Below are 15544 nucleotides of genomic sequence, written 5' to 3' on the forward strand. Positions count from 1 at the left end.
CTCTCCGCGTTACACTCCCGCGCTTCACTCCCGCGCTTCACTCCCGATTGGCCGCCGCACTCCAGGGACGCATCGTTCCCAAGCCTCGTGCTTGCCATTACAATGAAGCTCTTTTTCCACCAAGGTATAGGCAATGGTCCCTCTCTCCAAAACGATCTTCAAGGCATACGACATCCGCGGCGTGCTCGATAGCACACTCGACGCAGGCATCGCAAGGAAGATCGGGCAGGCCTTCGGCGCGGCAGCGCTGGCCAAGGGAGAGCGCAAGGTCGTGATCGGCCGCGACGGCCGCCTGTCCGGCCCCGCATTGGCCGCAAGCCTGGCCGATGGCCTGCGCGAAGCGGGCGTCGACGTGATCGACCTCGGCATGGTCGCCACCCCGATGGTGTACTTCGCCACCAATGTGCTGGACGCGCACAGCGGCATCATGGTCACCGGCAGCCACAACCCGCCGGATTACAACGGCTTCAAGATGGTGCTCGCCGGCGAGGCCATCTACGGCGACGCCATCCAGGCTCTCTACCAGTCGATCGAGCGCGGCGACTTCAAGCCGGCAGCAAGCCAGGGCGCCTATGCCACCCACGACATCAAGGATGAATACATCCAGCGCATCGCCGGCGACGTCAGGATCGCCCGTCCGATCAAGATCGCGGTCGATGCCGGCAACGGCGTGGCCGGCGCCTTCGTCGGCGAGCTGTATCGCGCGATGGGCTGCGAGGTGACGGAACTGTTCTGCGAAGTCGACGGCCACTTCCCGAACCACCATCCGGATCCGGCGCATCCGGAAAACCTGGAAGACCTGATCGCGGCGGTGCGCGACGGCGACGCCGAGATCGGCCTGGCCTTCGACGGCGACGGCGACCGCCTCGGCGTGGTCACCAAGGATGGCCAGATCATCTTCCCGGACCGCCAGATGATGCTGTTCTCGGCCGACGTCCTGTCGCGCAACCCGGGCGCCGAAATCCTCTACGACGTCAAGTGCACGCGCCACCTCGGCCCCTGGATCGCCGAGCACGGCGGCCGCCCGCTGATGTGGAAGACCGGCCACTCGCTGGTCAAGGCCAAGCTGAAGGAAACCGGCGCCCCGCTGGGCGGCGAGATGAGCGGTCACATCTTCTGGAAGGACCGCTGGTTCGGTTTCGACGACGGCCTCTATACCGGCGCGCGCCTGCTCGAGATCCTGACCCGCTCGGCCGATCCGTCCGCCGTGCTGAACGCGCTGCCGAAGGCCAGCAGTACGCCGGAACTGCACCTGCACCTGCAGGAAGGCGAGAACTTCGCGCTGATCGAGAAGCTGCGCACGGATGCGCAGTTCCCGGGCGCCGAGCGTGTGGTCGACATCGACGGCCTGCGCGTCGAGTATGCCGACGGCTTCGGCCTGGCGCGCGGCTCGAACACGACCCCGGTGGTGGTGCTGCGCTTCGAAGGCGAAACCCCGGAAGCCCTGGCGCGCATCCAGAAGGAATTCGCACGCGTGATCCTGGCCGCCAAGCCCGACGCCAAACTGCCGTTCTGAGTGAGTCCAAGTTGAAGATCCTTCTGGTGCGGGTGTCGTCCCTCGGCGACGTCCTGCACAACCTGCCGATGGTGGCCGACATCCTGCGCCACCATCCGGACGCCCAGATCGACTGGGTGGTGGAAGAGGGCTATGTCAGCCTGGTGCGCTTGAACCCGCATGTGCGCAAGGTGATTCCGTTCGCGCTGCGGCGCTGGAAAAAAGGCTTGGGAGACAAGGCCGTGCGCGCCGAAGTGCGCGCCTTCTTCCGCGACCTGCGCGCGGAACAGTACGACTACGTGTTCGATACCCAGGGCCTGATCAAGACCGGCCTCGTGATGGCGGCCGCGCGCGTGCGTCCCGGCGGCCAGAAGATCGGCATGGCGAACGGCACCGAGGATTCCGGCTACGAGGGCGCCTCGCGCATCTTCCATGGCCGCAGCATTCCGGTGGCGCTGCGCACCCATGCGGTCCAGCGCGGCCGCGAAATTGCCGCAGCAAGCCTCGGCTATGCGGCCGACACCCCGCCCGACTTCGGCCTGCCCGCGCCCGACCCGGCCAGGCGCCCCGACTGGATGCCGGCCGCGGATTACGCCGTGTTCTTCCACGGCACCGCGCGCGATGCCAAGAAGTGGGCGCCCGCCAACTGGATCGCGCTCGGCCAGGCGCTGGCGCCCATGACGATTCTGCTGCCCTGGGGCTCGCCGAAGGAAAAGGACGAAGCCGACCGCCTGGCCACCGCGCTGCCGAATGCGCGCGTGCTGCCGAAGCTGTCGATGATGGACGCGGTCGAGCTGGCCCGCCACGCGGCGCTGGCGGTCGGCGTCGATACCGGCCTGACCCACATCGCCGCGGCTTTCGTCCGGCCGACGGTCGAGATCTACTGCGATTCGCCGCGCTGGAAGACCGAGGGCAACTGGTCGCCGCGCATCGTGAATCTCGGCGATACAGGGCATCCGCCCTCCAGCGACGAGGTCATCGCCGCCGCGCGGCGCCTGCTGGAGCAAGCGCGATGAGACTGCTGTATTCCCTGCTGTGGTGGCTGGCGCTGCCGCTGGTGCTGGGCCGCCTGTGGTGGCGCGGACGCCGGGAGCCCGGCTACCGCCAGCACCTGGGCGAACGGCTCGGCTTCTACGGCCCGAAACCGGGGCCCGACCGGCAACTAAAACGCACCATTATGGTGCATGCGGTATCGGTCGGCGAAACCCGTGCCGCCGAGCCCTTGGTCGAAGCCCTGCTGCGCGAATGGCCGGCCTGCCGCATCCTGCTGACCCACATGACGCCGACCGGCCGCGCCACCGGCAAGGCACTGTTCGGCAAACACGGCGACCGCGTGGTCCAGTCCTTCCTGCCCTACGATACCGGCTTCATGGTCGGCCGCTTCCTGCGCCATTTCGAGCCCTCGATCTGCATCCTGATGGAGACGGAAGTGTGGCCGAACCTGGTTGCCGTCTGCGATCGCCACGCGGTGCCGGTGGCGCTGGTGAATGCCCGCCTGTCGGAGCGCTCGCTGCGTCGCGGCCAGCGCTTCGGCGGACTGATGATGGAGGCGGCGCGCGGCATCACCCTGGCCGCGGCCCAGACCGAGGCCGACGCGGCCCGCATCGCCTCGCTGGGCGCGCCCGAGGTCGCCGTCACCGGCAGCATCAAGTTCGATGTGGTGCCGCCGGACAGCGCGCTGCAGACCGGTGCCATGCTGCGTTCGCACTTCATCGGGCGTCCGGTGCTGCTGTGCGCCTCGACCCGCGAAGGCGAGGAGGCGCTCATCCTCGACGCCTGGCGCGCGCTGGCCAACAAGCCGCCGGGCATGCTGCTGCTGCTGGTGCCGCGCCATCCGCAGCGCTTCGACGAGGTCGCGCGCATGGTCGAGGAGCGCGGCCTGAGCCTGGCGCGCAGGTCGGCCCTTCCTGCAGGAGGAAACCATGAGGTCGATGCCGACGTGCTGCTGGGCGATTCGATGGGCGAGATGTTCGCCTATTACGCGGCCTGCGACTGCGCCTTCATCGGCGGCAGCCTGATGCCGCTGGGCGGCCAGAACCTGATCGAAGCCTGCGCCGTCGGCAAACCGGTGCTGGTCGGCGAACACACCTTCAACTTCCTGCAAGCCACCGAGGAGGCCGTCGAGGCCGGCGCGGCCCTGCGCGTACCGGATGCCGGCGCGCTGATGAGCGAGGCGGCCCGCCTGCTGGGCGACGGCGCCGCCCGTGCGCGCATGGGCGAGCAGGCGCTGGCATTCGCCGGACGCCATCGCGGCGCGACCGCGCGCACTGTTGAACTCTTGCGACAACTTATTGCATAGCTTTTGTTACCATTCTCTTTAGCTTGGTAAACGAAAGGGGATGCACATGTTGTGGTCTAATCGTGCGCGAGCGGGCGGCAACGTGGATGGCGGCGCCGCGCTCATGGACGCACCTGAAATGAGGGATCTTGGAGCCGACGCAATGCCGCCGGCGCCGATTCCGGTCGTGCATCCTCCCGCAGCGCGTTACAGCCTGCATTTCTGGGTTCGCTACTCGCTGATGGAGTACATACGCTTCATGTGGGAGCACGGCGGCTACCTGATCCGCCGCCGCCGCATCGGCTGGCCGATGGGCCTCTACCTGCGCATCAAGAGCACCTTGGCGGCCGCCGCCCACTTCGTGCTGCTGCGCCGCGGACGCCGCACCTACGAATTCACCATCGACCAGCACGGCATCGTGCGCACCAGCGACACCGGGGTGACCCTGATCGGCTGGGACGACGTGGCGCGCATCCGTACTTACACGAACGGCTTCATGATGGTGCTCAAGCGCGGCACGCTGCCGATTCCCTTCCGCTGCCTGAGCTCGAAAGAGGTCGATGCGATGAAGGGGATCGCCGCGGCGCGCGCGGCGGGTGAGTTGCAATTACGCGGCGCCGCGTAATGGTGGCGATGCGTGGGCACGGTGTGCCCACCCTACGTCACTCGTCGGGGAACAACGCCGGCATCTCGATCGAGCGCTTCCTGAGGCCCGCCTTGGCGCCTTCGTAATCCGGGAAAACTTCGCCCACCACGGCCCAGAACGCCGGGCTGTGGTTCATCTCGCGCAGGTGGGCCAGCTCGTGCACCACCACGTAATCCAGCAGCGCCAGCGGATAGTGGACCAGCTTCCAGTTCAGGCGGATGTTGCCGGCCACCGTGCACGAGCCCCAGCGCGTGCCGGCCGAGGACAGCGCGAAGGCGCTATAGCGCACGCCGACGCGCGGCGCATACAGGTCCAGGCGTTCGCGGAACAGCTTCCTGGCTTCGTCCTGGAACCACAGCTTGACCCGTTCGCGGATCTGCCATTCCTCCAGTCCCGGCGTCACGCCGAGGCGCAGCTCGCGCGAATCCGCATCGAACACGCAGTGGCTGCGCGTGGCCGGCTCCAGGCGCAGCACGACATCAAAGCCCAGGTAGGGCAGGCTGGCGCCGTCGACCCATTCGACCGGCGCGCGTTGGGCGCGCATGCTGCGCCGCTCGCTGCGTTCGAACAGCTTGGTGAGGATCCAGTTCTGCTTGGCGCGGATGGCACGTTCGACGTCGTCCATCGGCGCGCGCCGCGGCGAGGTCACGTGCAGACCATCGTCGCTGATCATGAAGCCGTGGGAGCGCCGCGCCGAGCGGCGCAGCAGGTAATGGACGGTGTGGGAGCCGAGCTGGATCTTGCGCAGCGGGCCGTCGTTCGGACCGACCGGCGGAATCGGCAGGCTGCGGGTCGGCGTGGGCGGCGGCTTGAACAAGGGGGCCGGCGGCTTGGGCGCCGCCGGTGGCGATGCGACGGGTTTGAGCGCCGCAAAAAATTCTTGCGCGAACAGCTCGAGCTGTGTCGCGTCGATCTTCGGGGAGGTCATGGAGGGCTGCAGCGTTGGTACTCTGGATGGTGCTGTGGTCTGCGCGCCCAGTTCGTCCAGGTACCTCAGTAGGCGTGGGGCGAAATGACGCGCATTTCCGATTCTATCCAATTTTCGACCTCTTGCATCAGACTGTCGGGAGTGTGGTTTTCCGGCGATATCGGCTTGCCAATCGAGACCGTGATCAGGCCCGGACGCTTGATGAACGAGTTCTTGGGCCAGCATTCGCCCGAATTGTGCGCGATCGGCACGACCACGGCGCCGGTGGCGATCGCCAGGCGCGTGCCGCCGCTCTTGTACTGGCCTTTCTGGCCGACCGGGATCCGGGTCCCTTCCGGGAACATGATGATCCACTGGCCGTCGGCCAGCCGGCGCTTGCCGTGCCGGATCACGTCGGCGAAGGCGCGCTTGCCGCGCTTGCGGTCGATCGGGATCATGCGCAGCAGGGCCATGGCCCAGCCGAAGAAGGGGATGTACAGGATTTCCTTCTTGAAGACGAACACCAGCGGGTGCGTCATGTTCGGCAGCAGGAAGATCGTCTCCCATGCCGACTGGTGCTTCGACAGCAGGATCGCCGGGCCTTGCGGCAGGTTGTCGTAGCCCTTGAACTCATAGCGGATCCCGCACAGGACCTTGGCGAGCCAGATGACGAAGACGTTCCAGCGCGAGGTCACCCAGAAGCGCGTGTTGTACTTGAAAGGCGCGGCGAGGAAGCAGACGCAGGCCCAGACCACGGTGGCGACGATCATGACAATCGTGAACAACAGGGAGCGCAGGAACAGGATGGCAGTACGCAAGGAACGGTCTCCGGATGGATCGGCAATGATTGCTCAGCTCAGCTTAGCAGATCAGGCGGCTGGTGGGCTAGAGGCAGGTTGCTTGAGGAAGGCGGTGACCATCGCCGCCAGGTCGGGGAAGACCTGGGTGCCGGGCGGCAGGCCGCCGGTGGCATAGGTCTTCTCGCCCTTGCCGGTCAGGACCAGGTAGGGCGAGCAGCCGCTGATGAAGCCGGCCTGCAGGTCGCGCAGCGAGTCGCCGACGGTCGGCACGCCCTTCAGGCTGAGCTTGAAGCGCTTGCTGATCTCCTCGAACATGCCGGCCTTCGGCTTGCGGCAGTCGCAGTTGTCGATCGCCGCATGCGGGCAGAAGAAGATGGCGTCGATGTCGGCGCCGACCAGCTGGGCCGCCGCGTGCATCTTCTGGTGGATGGCGTTCAAGGTGGTGATGTCGAACAGCTCGCGCGCGATGCCGGACTGGTTCGAGGCCACCACCACGCGGTAGCCGGCCTGGTTCAGGCGTGCGATCGCCTCGAGCGATCCCGGGATCGGGATCCACTCGGCCGGCGACTTGATGAACTCGGGGGAGTCATGGTTGATGACGCCGTCCCGGTCGAGGATGATCAGCTTCATGGTGCGTCCTGCTTATGCCGCCAGTTTGGAGATGTCGGCCACGCGGTTCATCATGCCGTGCAGGATCGCCAGCAGGGCCAGGCGGTTGTTGCGCAGCTTGACGTCTTCGGCCATCACCATCACGTCGTTGAAGAAGGCGTCGACGTCGTCGCGCAGCTGGGCCAGGGTCTTGAGCGTGCCGCTGAAGTCGCCGCGCGCGAAGGCGGCATCGACGTCCGGCTGCACGCGCTGCACGCTGGCGTACAGCTTCTTCTCGGCCTCGTCCTGCAGCAGGGCGGGATCCACCGAGCCTGCCTGCGCCAGCGCTTCCTCGTTTTTCTTGAGGATGTTGGTGATGCGCTTGTTGGCGGCCGCCAGCGAAGCGCTTTCCGGCAGCGCGGCGAAGGCCTGCACGGCTTCCAGGCGCTGCACCACGTCGTCGACGCGGTCCGGGTTCTGGGCCAGCACCGCTTCCACCTCGTTCGGCGAGAAGCCGCGGTCGCGCAGCATGCCGCGCAGGCGGTCCAGCATGAAGGCGCCGACTTCCACGCTCGGGTCCTTGAACGACGCCATGTAGTCGAACACGCCGGTGGCGTCCTTCAGCAGCTCGGAGATACCCAGCGGCAGGCGCTTCTCGACCAGCATGCGCATCACGCCCAGGGCGTGGCGGCGCAGCGCGAACGGGTCCTTCTCGCCGGTCGGCTGCAGGCCGATCGACCAGATGCCGACCAGGGTTTCCAGCTTGTCGGCCAGCGCCACGGCCAGGCCGGTATTCGTCGACGGCAGGGCGTCGCCCGAGAAGCGCGGCTGGTAGTGCTCGGAAGCGGCCAGCGCCACTTCCTCGTTCTCGCCGTCGTTGCGGGCGTAGTAGGTGCCCATGATGCCCTGCAGTTCCGGGAACTCGCCGACCATGTCGGTCAGCAGGTCGGCCTTGGCCAGCTGGGCGCCGCGTTCGGCCAGCAGCACGTCGTAGCCCAGGCGGCGCGCGATGGCGCCGGCCAGGCGGGTGACGCGCTGGGTACGATCAAGCTGGGTGCCCAGCTTGTTGTGGTAGACCACGTTGGCCAGCAGGGGCAGGCGCGATTCCAGCGACTTCTTCTTGTCCTGCTCGAAGAAGAACTTGGCGTCCGACAGGCGCGGGCGCACCACGCGCTCGTTGCCGCCGACGATGGCGCCCGGGTCGTCGGTCTCGATGTTGGAGACGATCAGGAAGCGCGAGCGCAGCTTGCCGGCGCTGTCCGTCAGCGCGAAGTACTTCTGGTTGGTCTGCATGGTCAGGATCAGGCATTCCTGCGGCACCGACAGGAACACGTCCTCGAAGCGGCATTCGTAGACCACCGGCCACTCGACCAGGGCCGCCACTTCGTCCAGCAGCGATTCCGGCATCAGCACCTGGTCGCCGCCGGCCTTGGCCAGCAGCTGGGTGCGGATGGTTGCCTTGCGGTCCTCGGGGCTGGCGACCACCTTGCCCTGGTCCTTCAGCACGGCGGCGTACTGCTCGGCGTGTGCGATGTCGAAGGGCTGGCCATCCGACAGGAAGCGGTGGCCGAGGGTTGCGCGGCCGCTGGCCAGGCCGAGCAGCGAGAGCGGCACCACGGCGTCGCCGTGCAGGGCCAGCAGGGAATGGACCGGGCGCACGAACTGCACGGTCTCGCCATCCGGACGCTGGTAGCTCATCACTTTCGGGATCGGCAGCTTGGCGACGGTTTCCTCCAGCACCGGCTGCAGGCCGTCGGCCAGATTGCTGCCCGGGGCGGTATGGCTGTAGAAGAAGCTCTCGGCCTTGCCGTCCTGGGCGCGTTCCAGGTCTTCGATCTTCAGGTCGGGGAAGCCCAGCGCGGCCAGCTTCTTGGCCAGCGGCGCGGTCGGCTTGCCGTCCTTGTCCAGGGCCACCGCAACCGGCAGCACTTTTTCGCGGATCGCCTTGTCCGGCGAGGTCGGGCGCACGTTCGTGATCGACACGGCCAGTCGGCGCGGGGTCGCATAGGCGGTGACGATGCTGCCGGCATCGAGGAAGTCGCGGGCCTTCAGGCCATTGGCGATGCCGTTCGCAAAAGCGGCGCCCAGTTTGACGAGGGCCTTCGGCGGCAGCTCTTCGGTCTGCAGTTCGACGAGTAGGGTTTGATTCATGATTCTGTTCTTGTCCGTTCCTGGGGGCTCAGCCGACTTTGACTTCGGCGACATCGACTTCGGGCGATTTCGGCAGCATCGGGAAACCGAGCTTCTCGCGCGAGTCGTAATAGGCCTGGGCGACCAGGCGCGACAGCGTGCGCACGCGGCCGATGTAGGCGGCGCGCTCGGTGACGGAGATCGCGCCGCGCGCGTCCAGCAGGTTGAAGCTGTGCGAGGCCTTCATGATCTGCTCGTAGGCCGGCAGGGTCAGCTCCAGTTCGATCAGGCGCTTGGCCTCGCTCTCGTGGTTATTGAAAGCCTGGAACAGCAGTTCGGTATTCGAGTGCTCGAAGTTGTAGGTCGACTGTTCGACTTCGTTCTGGTGGAAGACGTCGCCGTAGGACAGGCGCTTGGTAACCGGTTCGCCGGCCGCGCCGTTCTCTTCCCACTCGGTCCAGACCAGGTCGTACACGTTCTCGACGCCCTGCAGGTACATCGCCAGGCGTTCGATGCCGTAGGTGATCTCGCCCAGCACCGGCTTGCAATCGAGGCCGCCGACCTGCTGGAAGTAGGTGAACTGGGTCACCTCCATGCCGTTCAGCCAGACTTCCCAGCCCAGGCCCCAGGCGCCCAGGGTCGGGCTCTCCCAGTCGTCCTCGACGAAGCGGACGTCGTTCTTCTTGAGGTCCAGGCCCAGCGCGGCCAGCGAGCCGAGATAGAGGTCGAGGATGTTTTCGGGCGCGGGCTTGAGCACCACCTGGTACTGGTAATAGTGCTGCAGGCGGTTCGGGTTCTCGCCGTAGCGGCCATCCTTCGGGCGGCGCGACGGCTGCACGTAGGCGGCGCGCCAGGGCTCGGGGCCGATCGCGCGCAGGAAGGTGCCGGTGTGGAAGGTGCCCGCGCCGACTTCCATGTCGTACGGCTGGAGCAGGGCGCAACCTTGCTTGTCCCAGTAGGTTTGCAAGGTCAAAATGATTTGTTGGAATGTAAGCATTTTTGGGCGTGGAGCTATGTATCGGCGTCGGGCACGCTGGCCGCGACCGCGGTGAGTTTGCTAAAAGGCCAATTTTAGCGGGTTTTCACGGCTGACTCGAAACGAATCGCGAAATCAGCCGGCGGTTTGGTCACTTTTCTTCGGCATCCGGCGCGAACGTCCGGCCAGCCAGGCACCCAGCAGCATCAGGGCGCCGAGCGCCAGGAAGGCCAGGTTGCCGAAGCGGATATACGGCGTGCTGCCGGCCATGCCCTGCACCCTGGCCGTCAGGACGTCCTGGCGGTAATAGGGAAGCACCTGCTGGACATTGCCGCGGCCGTCGATGATGGCGGTGGCGCCGTTGTTCGTCGCGCGCAGCATCGGCCGCCCGGTCTCGAGCGAGCGCATGCGCGAGATCTGCAGGTGCTGGGGAATCGCCACCGACTCGCCATACCAGGCCAGGTTCGAGACGTTCAGCAGCAGGGTGGCCGGACGGGGGGCGTCGCGCAGCTGTTTGGCGATCTCTTCGCCGAACACGTCTTCGTAGCAGACATTGGGCAGCACCAGCTGGTCCTTCACGGCAAACGGCGCCTGCACCGCCTGGCCGCGGGTGAAGTCGCCCAGCGGGATGTGCATCAGGTTCGTGAACCAGCGGAAGCCGGTCGGGATGAATTCGCCGAAGGGCACCAGGTGGTGCTTGTCGTAGCGGTAGGCCTGGCCCTGCGGACCGATGCCGGCCACGCTGTTGGCATAGGCGTCGGGACCGTCGGCCAGCGGGATGCCGAACATGAGGAAGCTGCCGCTGCGCTTCGCATAGTCGCCGAAGCCGGCCAGGTAGTCCGGCGGCAGCTGCTGCGGGAACACGGGAATGGCGGTCTCCGGCGCCGCGATCAGGTCGGCCGGCGCGGCCGTGACCATGTCGCGGTAGCGCGTCAGGATCTGGTTCAGGTAGGCGGAGGCAAATTTCTCGTCCTGGCGGATGTCACCCTGCAGCAGTCGCACGCTGATCGGCTGCCCGGCCGGGTGGGTCCACTCGACGTGGCCGAGGCCCCAGCCGGCAAGCAGCACGCCGGACGCCAGGCCGAGTGCCGGCCAGCGGCGGCGCTGGGTCAGCATCACCAGGCAGGAGGCGCACAGGGCCACCAGCACGCCGATGCCGTACACGCCGAGGATGGGCGCGAAGCCGGCGAGGGGCGCGGTGTTGTGGGCATAGCCGGAAGCGGCCCAGGGGAAGCCGGTGAAGACCCAGCCGCGCATCCATTCCGACACCCCCCACAGCACCGGAAACACCAGCAGCAGAAAGGCCGGCACCGGCAGCGACCAGCGCTTGCGCAGCCAGCTCGAAGCGCCTGCCGCAAACGCGGCGAACAGGCCCATGTAGAGGCCGAGCAGGCCGATGGCGGCGGCCGACAGCGGCGCGGCCAGGCCGCCGAAGCGGTTCAGGGCGATATACAGCCAGTGCATGCCGCCCACCGACCAGCCGAAGCCGAAGGCCCAGCCGAGCCACAGCGCGCGGCGGGTCGAGCTGCCCATGCCGACCTGGTAGAAGAAGTAGGCCAGGCAGAGGAACTGCAGCGGCCACCAGCCAAAGGGTTCGAAGGAGAACAGGCTCGCCGCGCCGGCGATGGCGGCAAGGGCGAGGCCGGCGAAGGAGGGACGGGTGCCGCGCAGCGCCGGGTCGGGCGCGGTGGCGGTCTGGGTACGGCGGCGCAGGATCAAGCGTGGGTCCAATTCATTAGCTCGTCGTCCCCGCATTGTTAGTTCGTCGTTCCCGGCATTGCCGGAAACGACTCCCCGCGCAGGCGGGGATCCAAGTTTGCATGCGTATCGCCTGCTCGTCCAACTTGGGTTCCCGCCTGCGCGGGAACGACGGCAGTTATTGCGGGAACGACGGCAGTCATTGCGGGAACGACGGATTATATTGTCAGTCGTGATCGACGTCGCCGTCGCGCGAAGGCAGTTTTTCGACCAGCAGCACGTGGATCTGGCGCGCGTCGGCGCGCAGGACCTCGAAGCGCAGGTTGTCCAGGTCGAAGACCTCGCCCTTGTGCGGCATGCGTCCCAGGTGGCTGGCCACCAGGCCGCCGATGGTGTCGACGTCGTCCTCGGGCAGGTCGACCCCGATTTCTTCGTTGAACTGGTCGATCTCGGTGAGGGCCTTGACGCGCCAGCGCGGGCCGAACTGGCCTTCCTTGATCGACAGGACGTTGTCCTCTTCCTCGTCGAAGTCGTATTCGTCCTCGATGTCGCCGACGATCTGCTCCAGCACGTCCTCGATGGTGATCAGGCCGGCCACGCCGCTGTACTCGTCGACCACGATGGCCATGTGGTTGTGGTTCGCGCGGAAGTCGCGCAGCAGTACGTTCAGGCGCTTCGATTCGGGGATGAAGATGGCCGGGCGCAGCATGTCGCGCACGTCGAAGGATTCCTCGGCGTAGTAGCGCAGCAGGTCCTTGGCCAGCAGGATCCCGACCACCTTGTCGCGCTCGCCCTCGATGGCGGGGAAGCGCGAGTGCGCCGTCTCGAGCACGATCGGCAGCCATTCCTCGATCGGCTTGGTGATGTCGATGACGTCCATCTGCGAACGCGGGACCATGATGTCGCGCACCGACAGGTCGGATACCTGGAACACGCCCTCGATCATGGAGAGGGCATCGGCGTCGATGAGGTTGCGTTCGTGGGCGTCGTGCAGCACTTCGAGCAGCTCGGCGCGATTTTCGGGCTCGGGGGAGATCAGGGCGGTCAGCCGTTCGAACAGCGACCGGTGGGTTTTGACGTCGTTACGGACGTCAGCAGGGTGCTCGGGCATAGTTGGCGTGAAGCCGTTGTTGCGATGGGCATTAGGATACACCAAAAGCGCGGATGCCTGTTTTTTATGCAGCTCGCCTGGCCCGGCAATTGTGTGCGCCCTCCGGTCCGCCGCTTGCCTTATAGTTGCTCATTCGCTACCGAAGGAGTTCTTCATGCCCGCCCTGGACATCAACGGCACCACCACCAATCTCGAGATCCCCGACGACATGCCCCTGCTGTGGGCCATCCGCGACGTGATGGGACTGACCGGCACCAAGTTCGGCTGCGGCGCCGCCCTGTGCGGCGCCTGCACCGTGCACCTGGACGGCCAGCCGATCCGCTCCTGCGTGACGCCCGTCTCGGCGGCGGCCGGCAAGAAGATCACGACCATCGAGGCGATCGGCAACGATCCGGTCGGCGCAAAGGTGCAGGACGCCTGGCGCCAGGTCGACGTGGTGCAGTGCGGTTACTGCCAGTCGGGCCAGATCATGTCGGCCACCGCGCTGCTGCAGTCGAACGCCAAGCCGAGCGACGCCGACATCGACAGCGCCATGGCCGGCAATATCTGCCGCTGCGGCACCTATGGGCGGATCCGCAAGGCGATCAAGATCGCGGCCGGCATCCCGTCGCCGGCGGTGGCCCCCGCCGCACAACCGCAAGCGCCGCGCAAGGCCTGAACCGAGGAACGCACATGGAAACCAAGGAAAAAGTATCGGGTTCGCGCCGCGGCTTCATGAAGGCCGGCGCGGTGGCGGGCGGCAGCCTGGTGTTCGGCTTCTCGCTGTTCGGCTGCAGCCGCGACGGCAAGGATGGGCACAACGACCGCAAGGAAAAGCCGTCCGAGACGGCGGTCGGCCAGGCCGCCACCGCGGCCTCCGAGCCGGCCGGCCTGGCCCACGACGCCTTCATCCGCATCGACCGCGACGGCCTGGTCACCCTCATCGTCCACAAGGTCGAGATGGGGCAGGGCACCTTCACCTCGATGCCGATGCTGCTGGCCGAGGAGCTGGGCGCCGACCTGTCGAAGGTGAAGCTGGAGCAGGCGCCGGCCGACAACGGCCTGTATGCCGATCCGATGCTGGGCGGCCAGGTGACGGGCGGCTCGACGTCGGTGCGCGGCGCCTGGAAGCCGCTGCGCGAGGCCGGCGCCAAGGTCCGCACGGTGCTGGTCCAGGCGGCCGCCCAGACCTGGAAGGTGGACGAGAAGGAGCTGAAGGTGGTCGGCGGCACCGTGCGCCACGATGCCTCGAACCGCTCGGGCCATTTCGGCGAATTCGTCGACGCCGCCTCCAAGCTGCAGTTCCCCAAGACCGTGACCCTGAAGGACGCGGCCGACTTCACCCTGATCGGCAAGTCGATGAAACGCCTGGATTCGCCGGTGAAGGTCAATGGCCAGGCCCTGTTCGGCATCGACGCGCGCCTGCCGAACATGGGCATCGCGGCGGTGATGGCCTCGCCTGTCACGGGCGGCAAGGTGGCGGCGGTGGACGAGCAGAAGGCGATGGCGGTCAAGGGCGTGCGCCAGGTGCTGCGCATCGAAGGCGCGGTGGCGGTGGTCGCCGATAATTTCTGGACCGCGAAGCAGGGCCTGCTGGCCGCGGCGCCGCGCTTCGACGACGGCCCCAACGCCAACGTCAGCACGGCCTCGATCGTGGCCGACATGGCCAAGGTCTCTCAGGGCACCGGCGCGGTCGCCACCAACAAGGGCGATGCCCTGAAGGTGCTGGGCCAGGACGGCGGACGCCGCATCGACGCCATCTACGAGATGCCCTTCCTGGCCCACGCGACCATGGAGCCGATGAACTGCACGGTCGACCTGCGCGCGGATGCCTGCGAGCTGTGGGTCGGCACCCAGGTGCCGGCGCTGGCGCAGGGCGCGGCGGCCAAGATCACCGGCCTGCCGATCGAGAAGGTGAAGGTGCACAACCATTACCTGGGCGGCGGCTTCGGGCGCCGGCTGGAAGTCGACAACGTGATCCAGGCGGTGGCCTTCGCCAAGCTGGCCAAGGGGCCGCTGAAGGTCATCTGGACCCGGGAGGAAGACATCCAGCACGATATGTACCGCCCTTACTATTATGACCGCCTGTCGGCCAAGCTCGATGACAAGGGCATGCCGCTGGCCTGGTTCCACCGCGTGACCGGTTCCTCGATCATGGCGCGCTTCGCGCCGCCGATGGTCAAGAACGGCGTCGACCCGGACGCCGTGGAAGCGGCGGCCGACCTGCAGTACACGATTCCCGACATGCGGGTCGAGTACGTGCGCCACGAGCCGCCCGGCGTGCCGACCGCGTTCTGGCGCGGCGTCGGCCCGACCCACAACATCTTCGTGGTCGAGAGCTTCATCGACGAGCTGGCGTATGCGAGCAAGACCGACCCGGTCGCGTTCCGCCGCGCGCTGCTGCAGAAGTCGCCGCGCACCTTGGCGGTGCTGAACCTGGCGGTCGAGAAGGCGGGCTGGGGCCGGCCTTTGAAACCGATCGCCGGCCGCAAGGTCGGCCGCGGGGTGTCTGCGCAGTTCGCCTTTGGCAGTTATATGTCGCAGGTGGCGGAAGTCTCGGTCGGGCCAAGCGGCGACGTGCGCGTGCACCGCGTGGTGTGCGCGGTCGACTGCGGCCAGAACATCAACCCGGACACCATCGTCGCCCAGATGGAAGGCGGCATCGTGTTCGGCGCCAGCGCCGCGCTGTGGGACGAGATCACCCTCGACAAGGGCCGGGTGCAGCAGACCAATTTCGGGGATTACCGCGTGATGCGCATGAACGAGGCGCCGACCGTGGAGGTGTATATCGTCAACAGCCACGACGAGCCGGGCGGGATCGGCGAGCCGGGGACCTCGGGGATTGCGCCGGCGATCGCGAATGCGGTGTTTGCGGCGACGGGGAAACGGGTGCGGAAGCTGCCGATCGGGGAGCAGCTGAAAAAAGCTTGACGATG

13 protein-coding genes are annotated in these 15544 nt (G+C 66.9%); 6 read left to right on the plus strand and 7 right to left on the minus strand.

The window, feature by feature from the left end; all coding sequences use genetic code 11:
- The first annotated feature begins 133 nt into the window (after positions 1 to 133).
- From AC1DOQ_RS23500 to AC1DOQ_RS23515, 4 genes are all read left to right on the plus strand, one after another.
- Complete coding sequence (locus tag AC1DOQ_RS23500) at positions 134 to 1516, plus strand: phosphomannomutase/phosphoglucomutase (RefSeq protein WP_477369679.1); 1383 nt, start codon at positions 134 to 136, stop codon at positions 1514 to 1516.
- A gap of 11 nt (positions 1517 to 1527) precedes the next feature.
- A complete protein-coding gene (waaC, locus tag AC1DOQ_RS23505; protein ID WP_477369681.1) occupies positions 1528 to 2511 on the plus strand; it encodes a lipopolysaccharide heptosyltransferase I in 984 nt (327 codons plus the stop codon).
- On the plus strand, positions 2508 to 3794 hold the full coding sequence (gene waaA, locus AC1DOQ_RS23510; RefSeq protein ID WP_477369683.1) for a lipid IV(A) 3-deoxy-D-manno-octulosonic acid transferase: 1287 nt from the start codon (positions 2508 to 2510) through the stop codon (positions 3792 to 3794). The genes waaC and waaA overlap by 4 nt, the downstream gene beginning before the upstream one ends.
- Positions 3795 to 3912: 118 nt before the next feature.
- Positions 3913 to 4398 carry a YcxB family protein gene (locus AC1DOQ_RS23515; RefSeq protein ID WP_477369685.1) on the plus strand — a complete coding sequence of 162 codons (486 nt, stop codon included), beginning with the start codon at positions 3913 to 3915 and terminating at the stop codon, positions 4396 to 4398.
- 37 nt (positions 4399 to 4435) lie between these two features.
- Here AC1DOQ_RS23515 and AC1DOQ_RS23520 read toward each other — a convergent pair whose 3' ends face one another.
- From AC1DOQ_RS23520 to AC1DOQ_RS23550, 7 genes are all read right to left on the minus strand, one after another.
- Positions 4436 to 5347 carry a M48 family metallopeptidase gene (locus AC1DOQ_RS23520; RefSeq protein WP_477369687.1) on the minus strand — a complete coding sequence of 304 codons (912 nt, stop codon included), beginning with the start codon at positions 5345 to 5347 and terminating at the stop codon, positions 4436 to 4438.
- Between the two features lie 65 nt (positions 5348 to 5412).
- Positions 5413 to 6144, minus strand: a complete 732-nt coding sequence (locus AC1DOQ_RS23525; protein ID WP_441934697.1) for a lysophospholipid acyltransferase family protein — start codon at positions 6142 to 6144, stop codon at positions 5413 to 5415.
- A gap of 51 nt (positions 6145 to 6195) precedes the next feature.
- Positions 6196 to 6756: a D-glycero-beta-D-manno-heptose 1,7-bisphosphate 7-phosphatase gene (gene gmhB / locus AC1DOQ_RS23530; protein ID WP_477369689.1), complete on the minus strand. Its 561-nt coding sequence runs from the start codon at positions 6754 to 6756 to the stop codon at positions 6196 to 6198.
- 12 nt (positions 6757 to 6768) lie between these two features.
- Positions 6769 to 8865 carry a glycine--tRNA ligase subunit beta gene (glyS, locus tag AC1DOQ_RS23535; RefSeq protein ID WP_477369691.1) on the minus strand — a complete coding sequence of 699 codons (2097 nt, stop codon included), beginning with the start codon at positions 8863 to 8865 and terminating at the stop codon, positions 6769 to 6771.
- A gap of 28 nt (positions 8866 to 8893) precedes the next feature.
- Entirely contained in the window at positions 8894 to 9841 is a 948-nt protein-coding gene (gene glyQ / locus AC1DOQ_RS23540; protein WP_477369693.1) for a glycine--tRNA ligase subunit alpha, read from the minus strand.
- Positions 9842 to 9955: 114 nt separating this feature from the next.
- Positions 9956 to 11575, minus strand: coding sequence for an apolipoprotein N-acyltransferase (gene lnt / locus AC1DOQ_RS23545; protein WP_477369695.1), 1620 nt, complete (start codon positions 11573 to 11575; stop codon positions 9956 to 9958).
- A 169-nt stretch (positions 11576 to 11744) separates the two neighbouring features.
- Positions 11745 to 12629 (minus strand): HlyC/CorC family transporter, encoded by an 885-nt coding sequence (locus tag AC1DOQ_RS23550; protein ID WP_477369697.1) that lies wholly within the window; start codon positions 12627 to 12629, stop codon positions 11745 to 11747.
- Positions 12630 to 12783: 154 nt separating this feature from the next.
- Between AC1DOQ_RS23550 and AC1DOQ_RS23555 the strand changes: the two genes are divergently transcribed.
- Positions 12784 to 13287 carry a (2Fe-2S)-binding protein gene (locus AC1DOQ_RS23555; protein ID WP_477369699.1) on the plus strand — a complete coding sequence of 168 codons (504 nt, stop codon included), beginning with the start codon at positions 12784 to 12786 and terminating at the stop codon, positions 13285 to 13287.
- A 14-nt stretch (positions 13288 to 13301) separates the two neighbouring features.
- Positions 13302 to 15539: a xanthine dehydrogenase family protein molybdopterin-binding subunit gene (locus tag AC1DOQ_RS23560; RefSeq protein ID WP_477369701.1), complete on the plus strand. Its 2238-nt coding sequence runs from the start codon at positions 13302 to 13304 to the stop codon at positions 15537 to 15539.
- Positions 15540 to 15544 lie beyond the last annotated feature (5 nt).

The sequence above is a fragment of the Massilia sp. 01N417 genome, from assembly GCF_056399645.1.

Bases quoted from the DNA above. Each gene is read 5' to 3' on its own strand.
- AC1DOQ_RS23500 (WP_477369679.1), top strand. From the start codon at position 134: ATGGTCCCTCTCTCCAAAACGATCTTCAAGGCATACGACATCCGCGGC.
- waaA (WP_477369683.1), top strand. From the start codon at position 2,508: ATGAGACTGCTGTATTCCCTGCTGTGGTGGCTGGCGCTGCCGCTGGTG.
- AC1DOQ_RS23515 (WP_477369685.1), top strand. From the start codon at position 3,913: ATGAGGGATCTTGGAGCCGACGCAATGCCGCCGGCGCCGATTCCGGTC.
- AC1DOQ_RS23520 (WP_477369687.1), bottom strand. From the start codon at position 5,347: ATGACCTCCCCGAAGATCGACGCGACACAGCTCGAGCTGTTCGCGCAA.
- gmhB (WP_477369689.1), bottom strand. From the start codon at position 6,756: ATGAAGCTGATCATCCTCGACCGGGACGGCGTCATCAACCATGACTCC.
- glyS (WP_477369691.1), bottom strand. From the start codon at position 8,865: ATGAATCAAACCCTACTCGTCGAACTGCAGACCGAAGAGCTGCCGCCG.
- glyQ (WP_477369693.1), bottom strand. From the start codon at position 9,841: ATGCTTACATTCCAACAAATCATTTTGACCTTGCAAACCTACTGGGAC.
- lnt (WP_477369695.1), bottom strand. From the start codon at position 11,575: ATGCGGGGACGACGAGCTAATGAATTGGACCCACGCTTGATCCTGCGC.
- AC1DOQ_RS23550 (WP_477369697.1), bottom strand. From the start codon at position 12,629: ATGCCCGAGCACCCTGCTGACGTCCGTAACGACGTCAAAACCCACCGG.
- AC1DOQ_RS23555 (WP_477369699.1), top strand. From the start codon at position 12,784: ATGCCCGCCCTGGACATCAACGGCACCACCACCAATCTCGAGATCCCC.
- AC1DOQ_RS23560 (WP_477369701.1), top strand. From the start codon at position 13,302: ATGGAAACCAAGGAAAAAGTATCGGGTTCGCGCCGCGGCTTCATGAAG.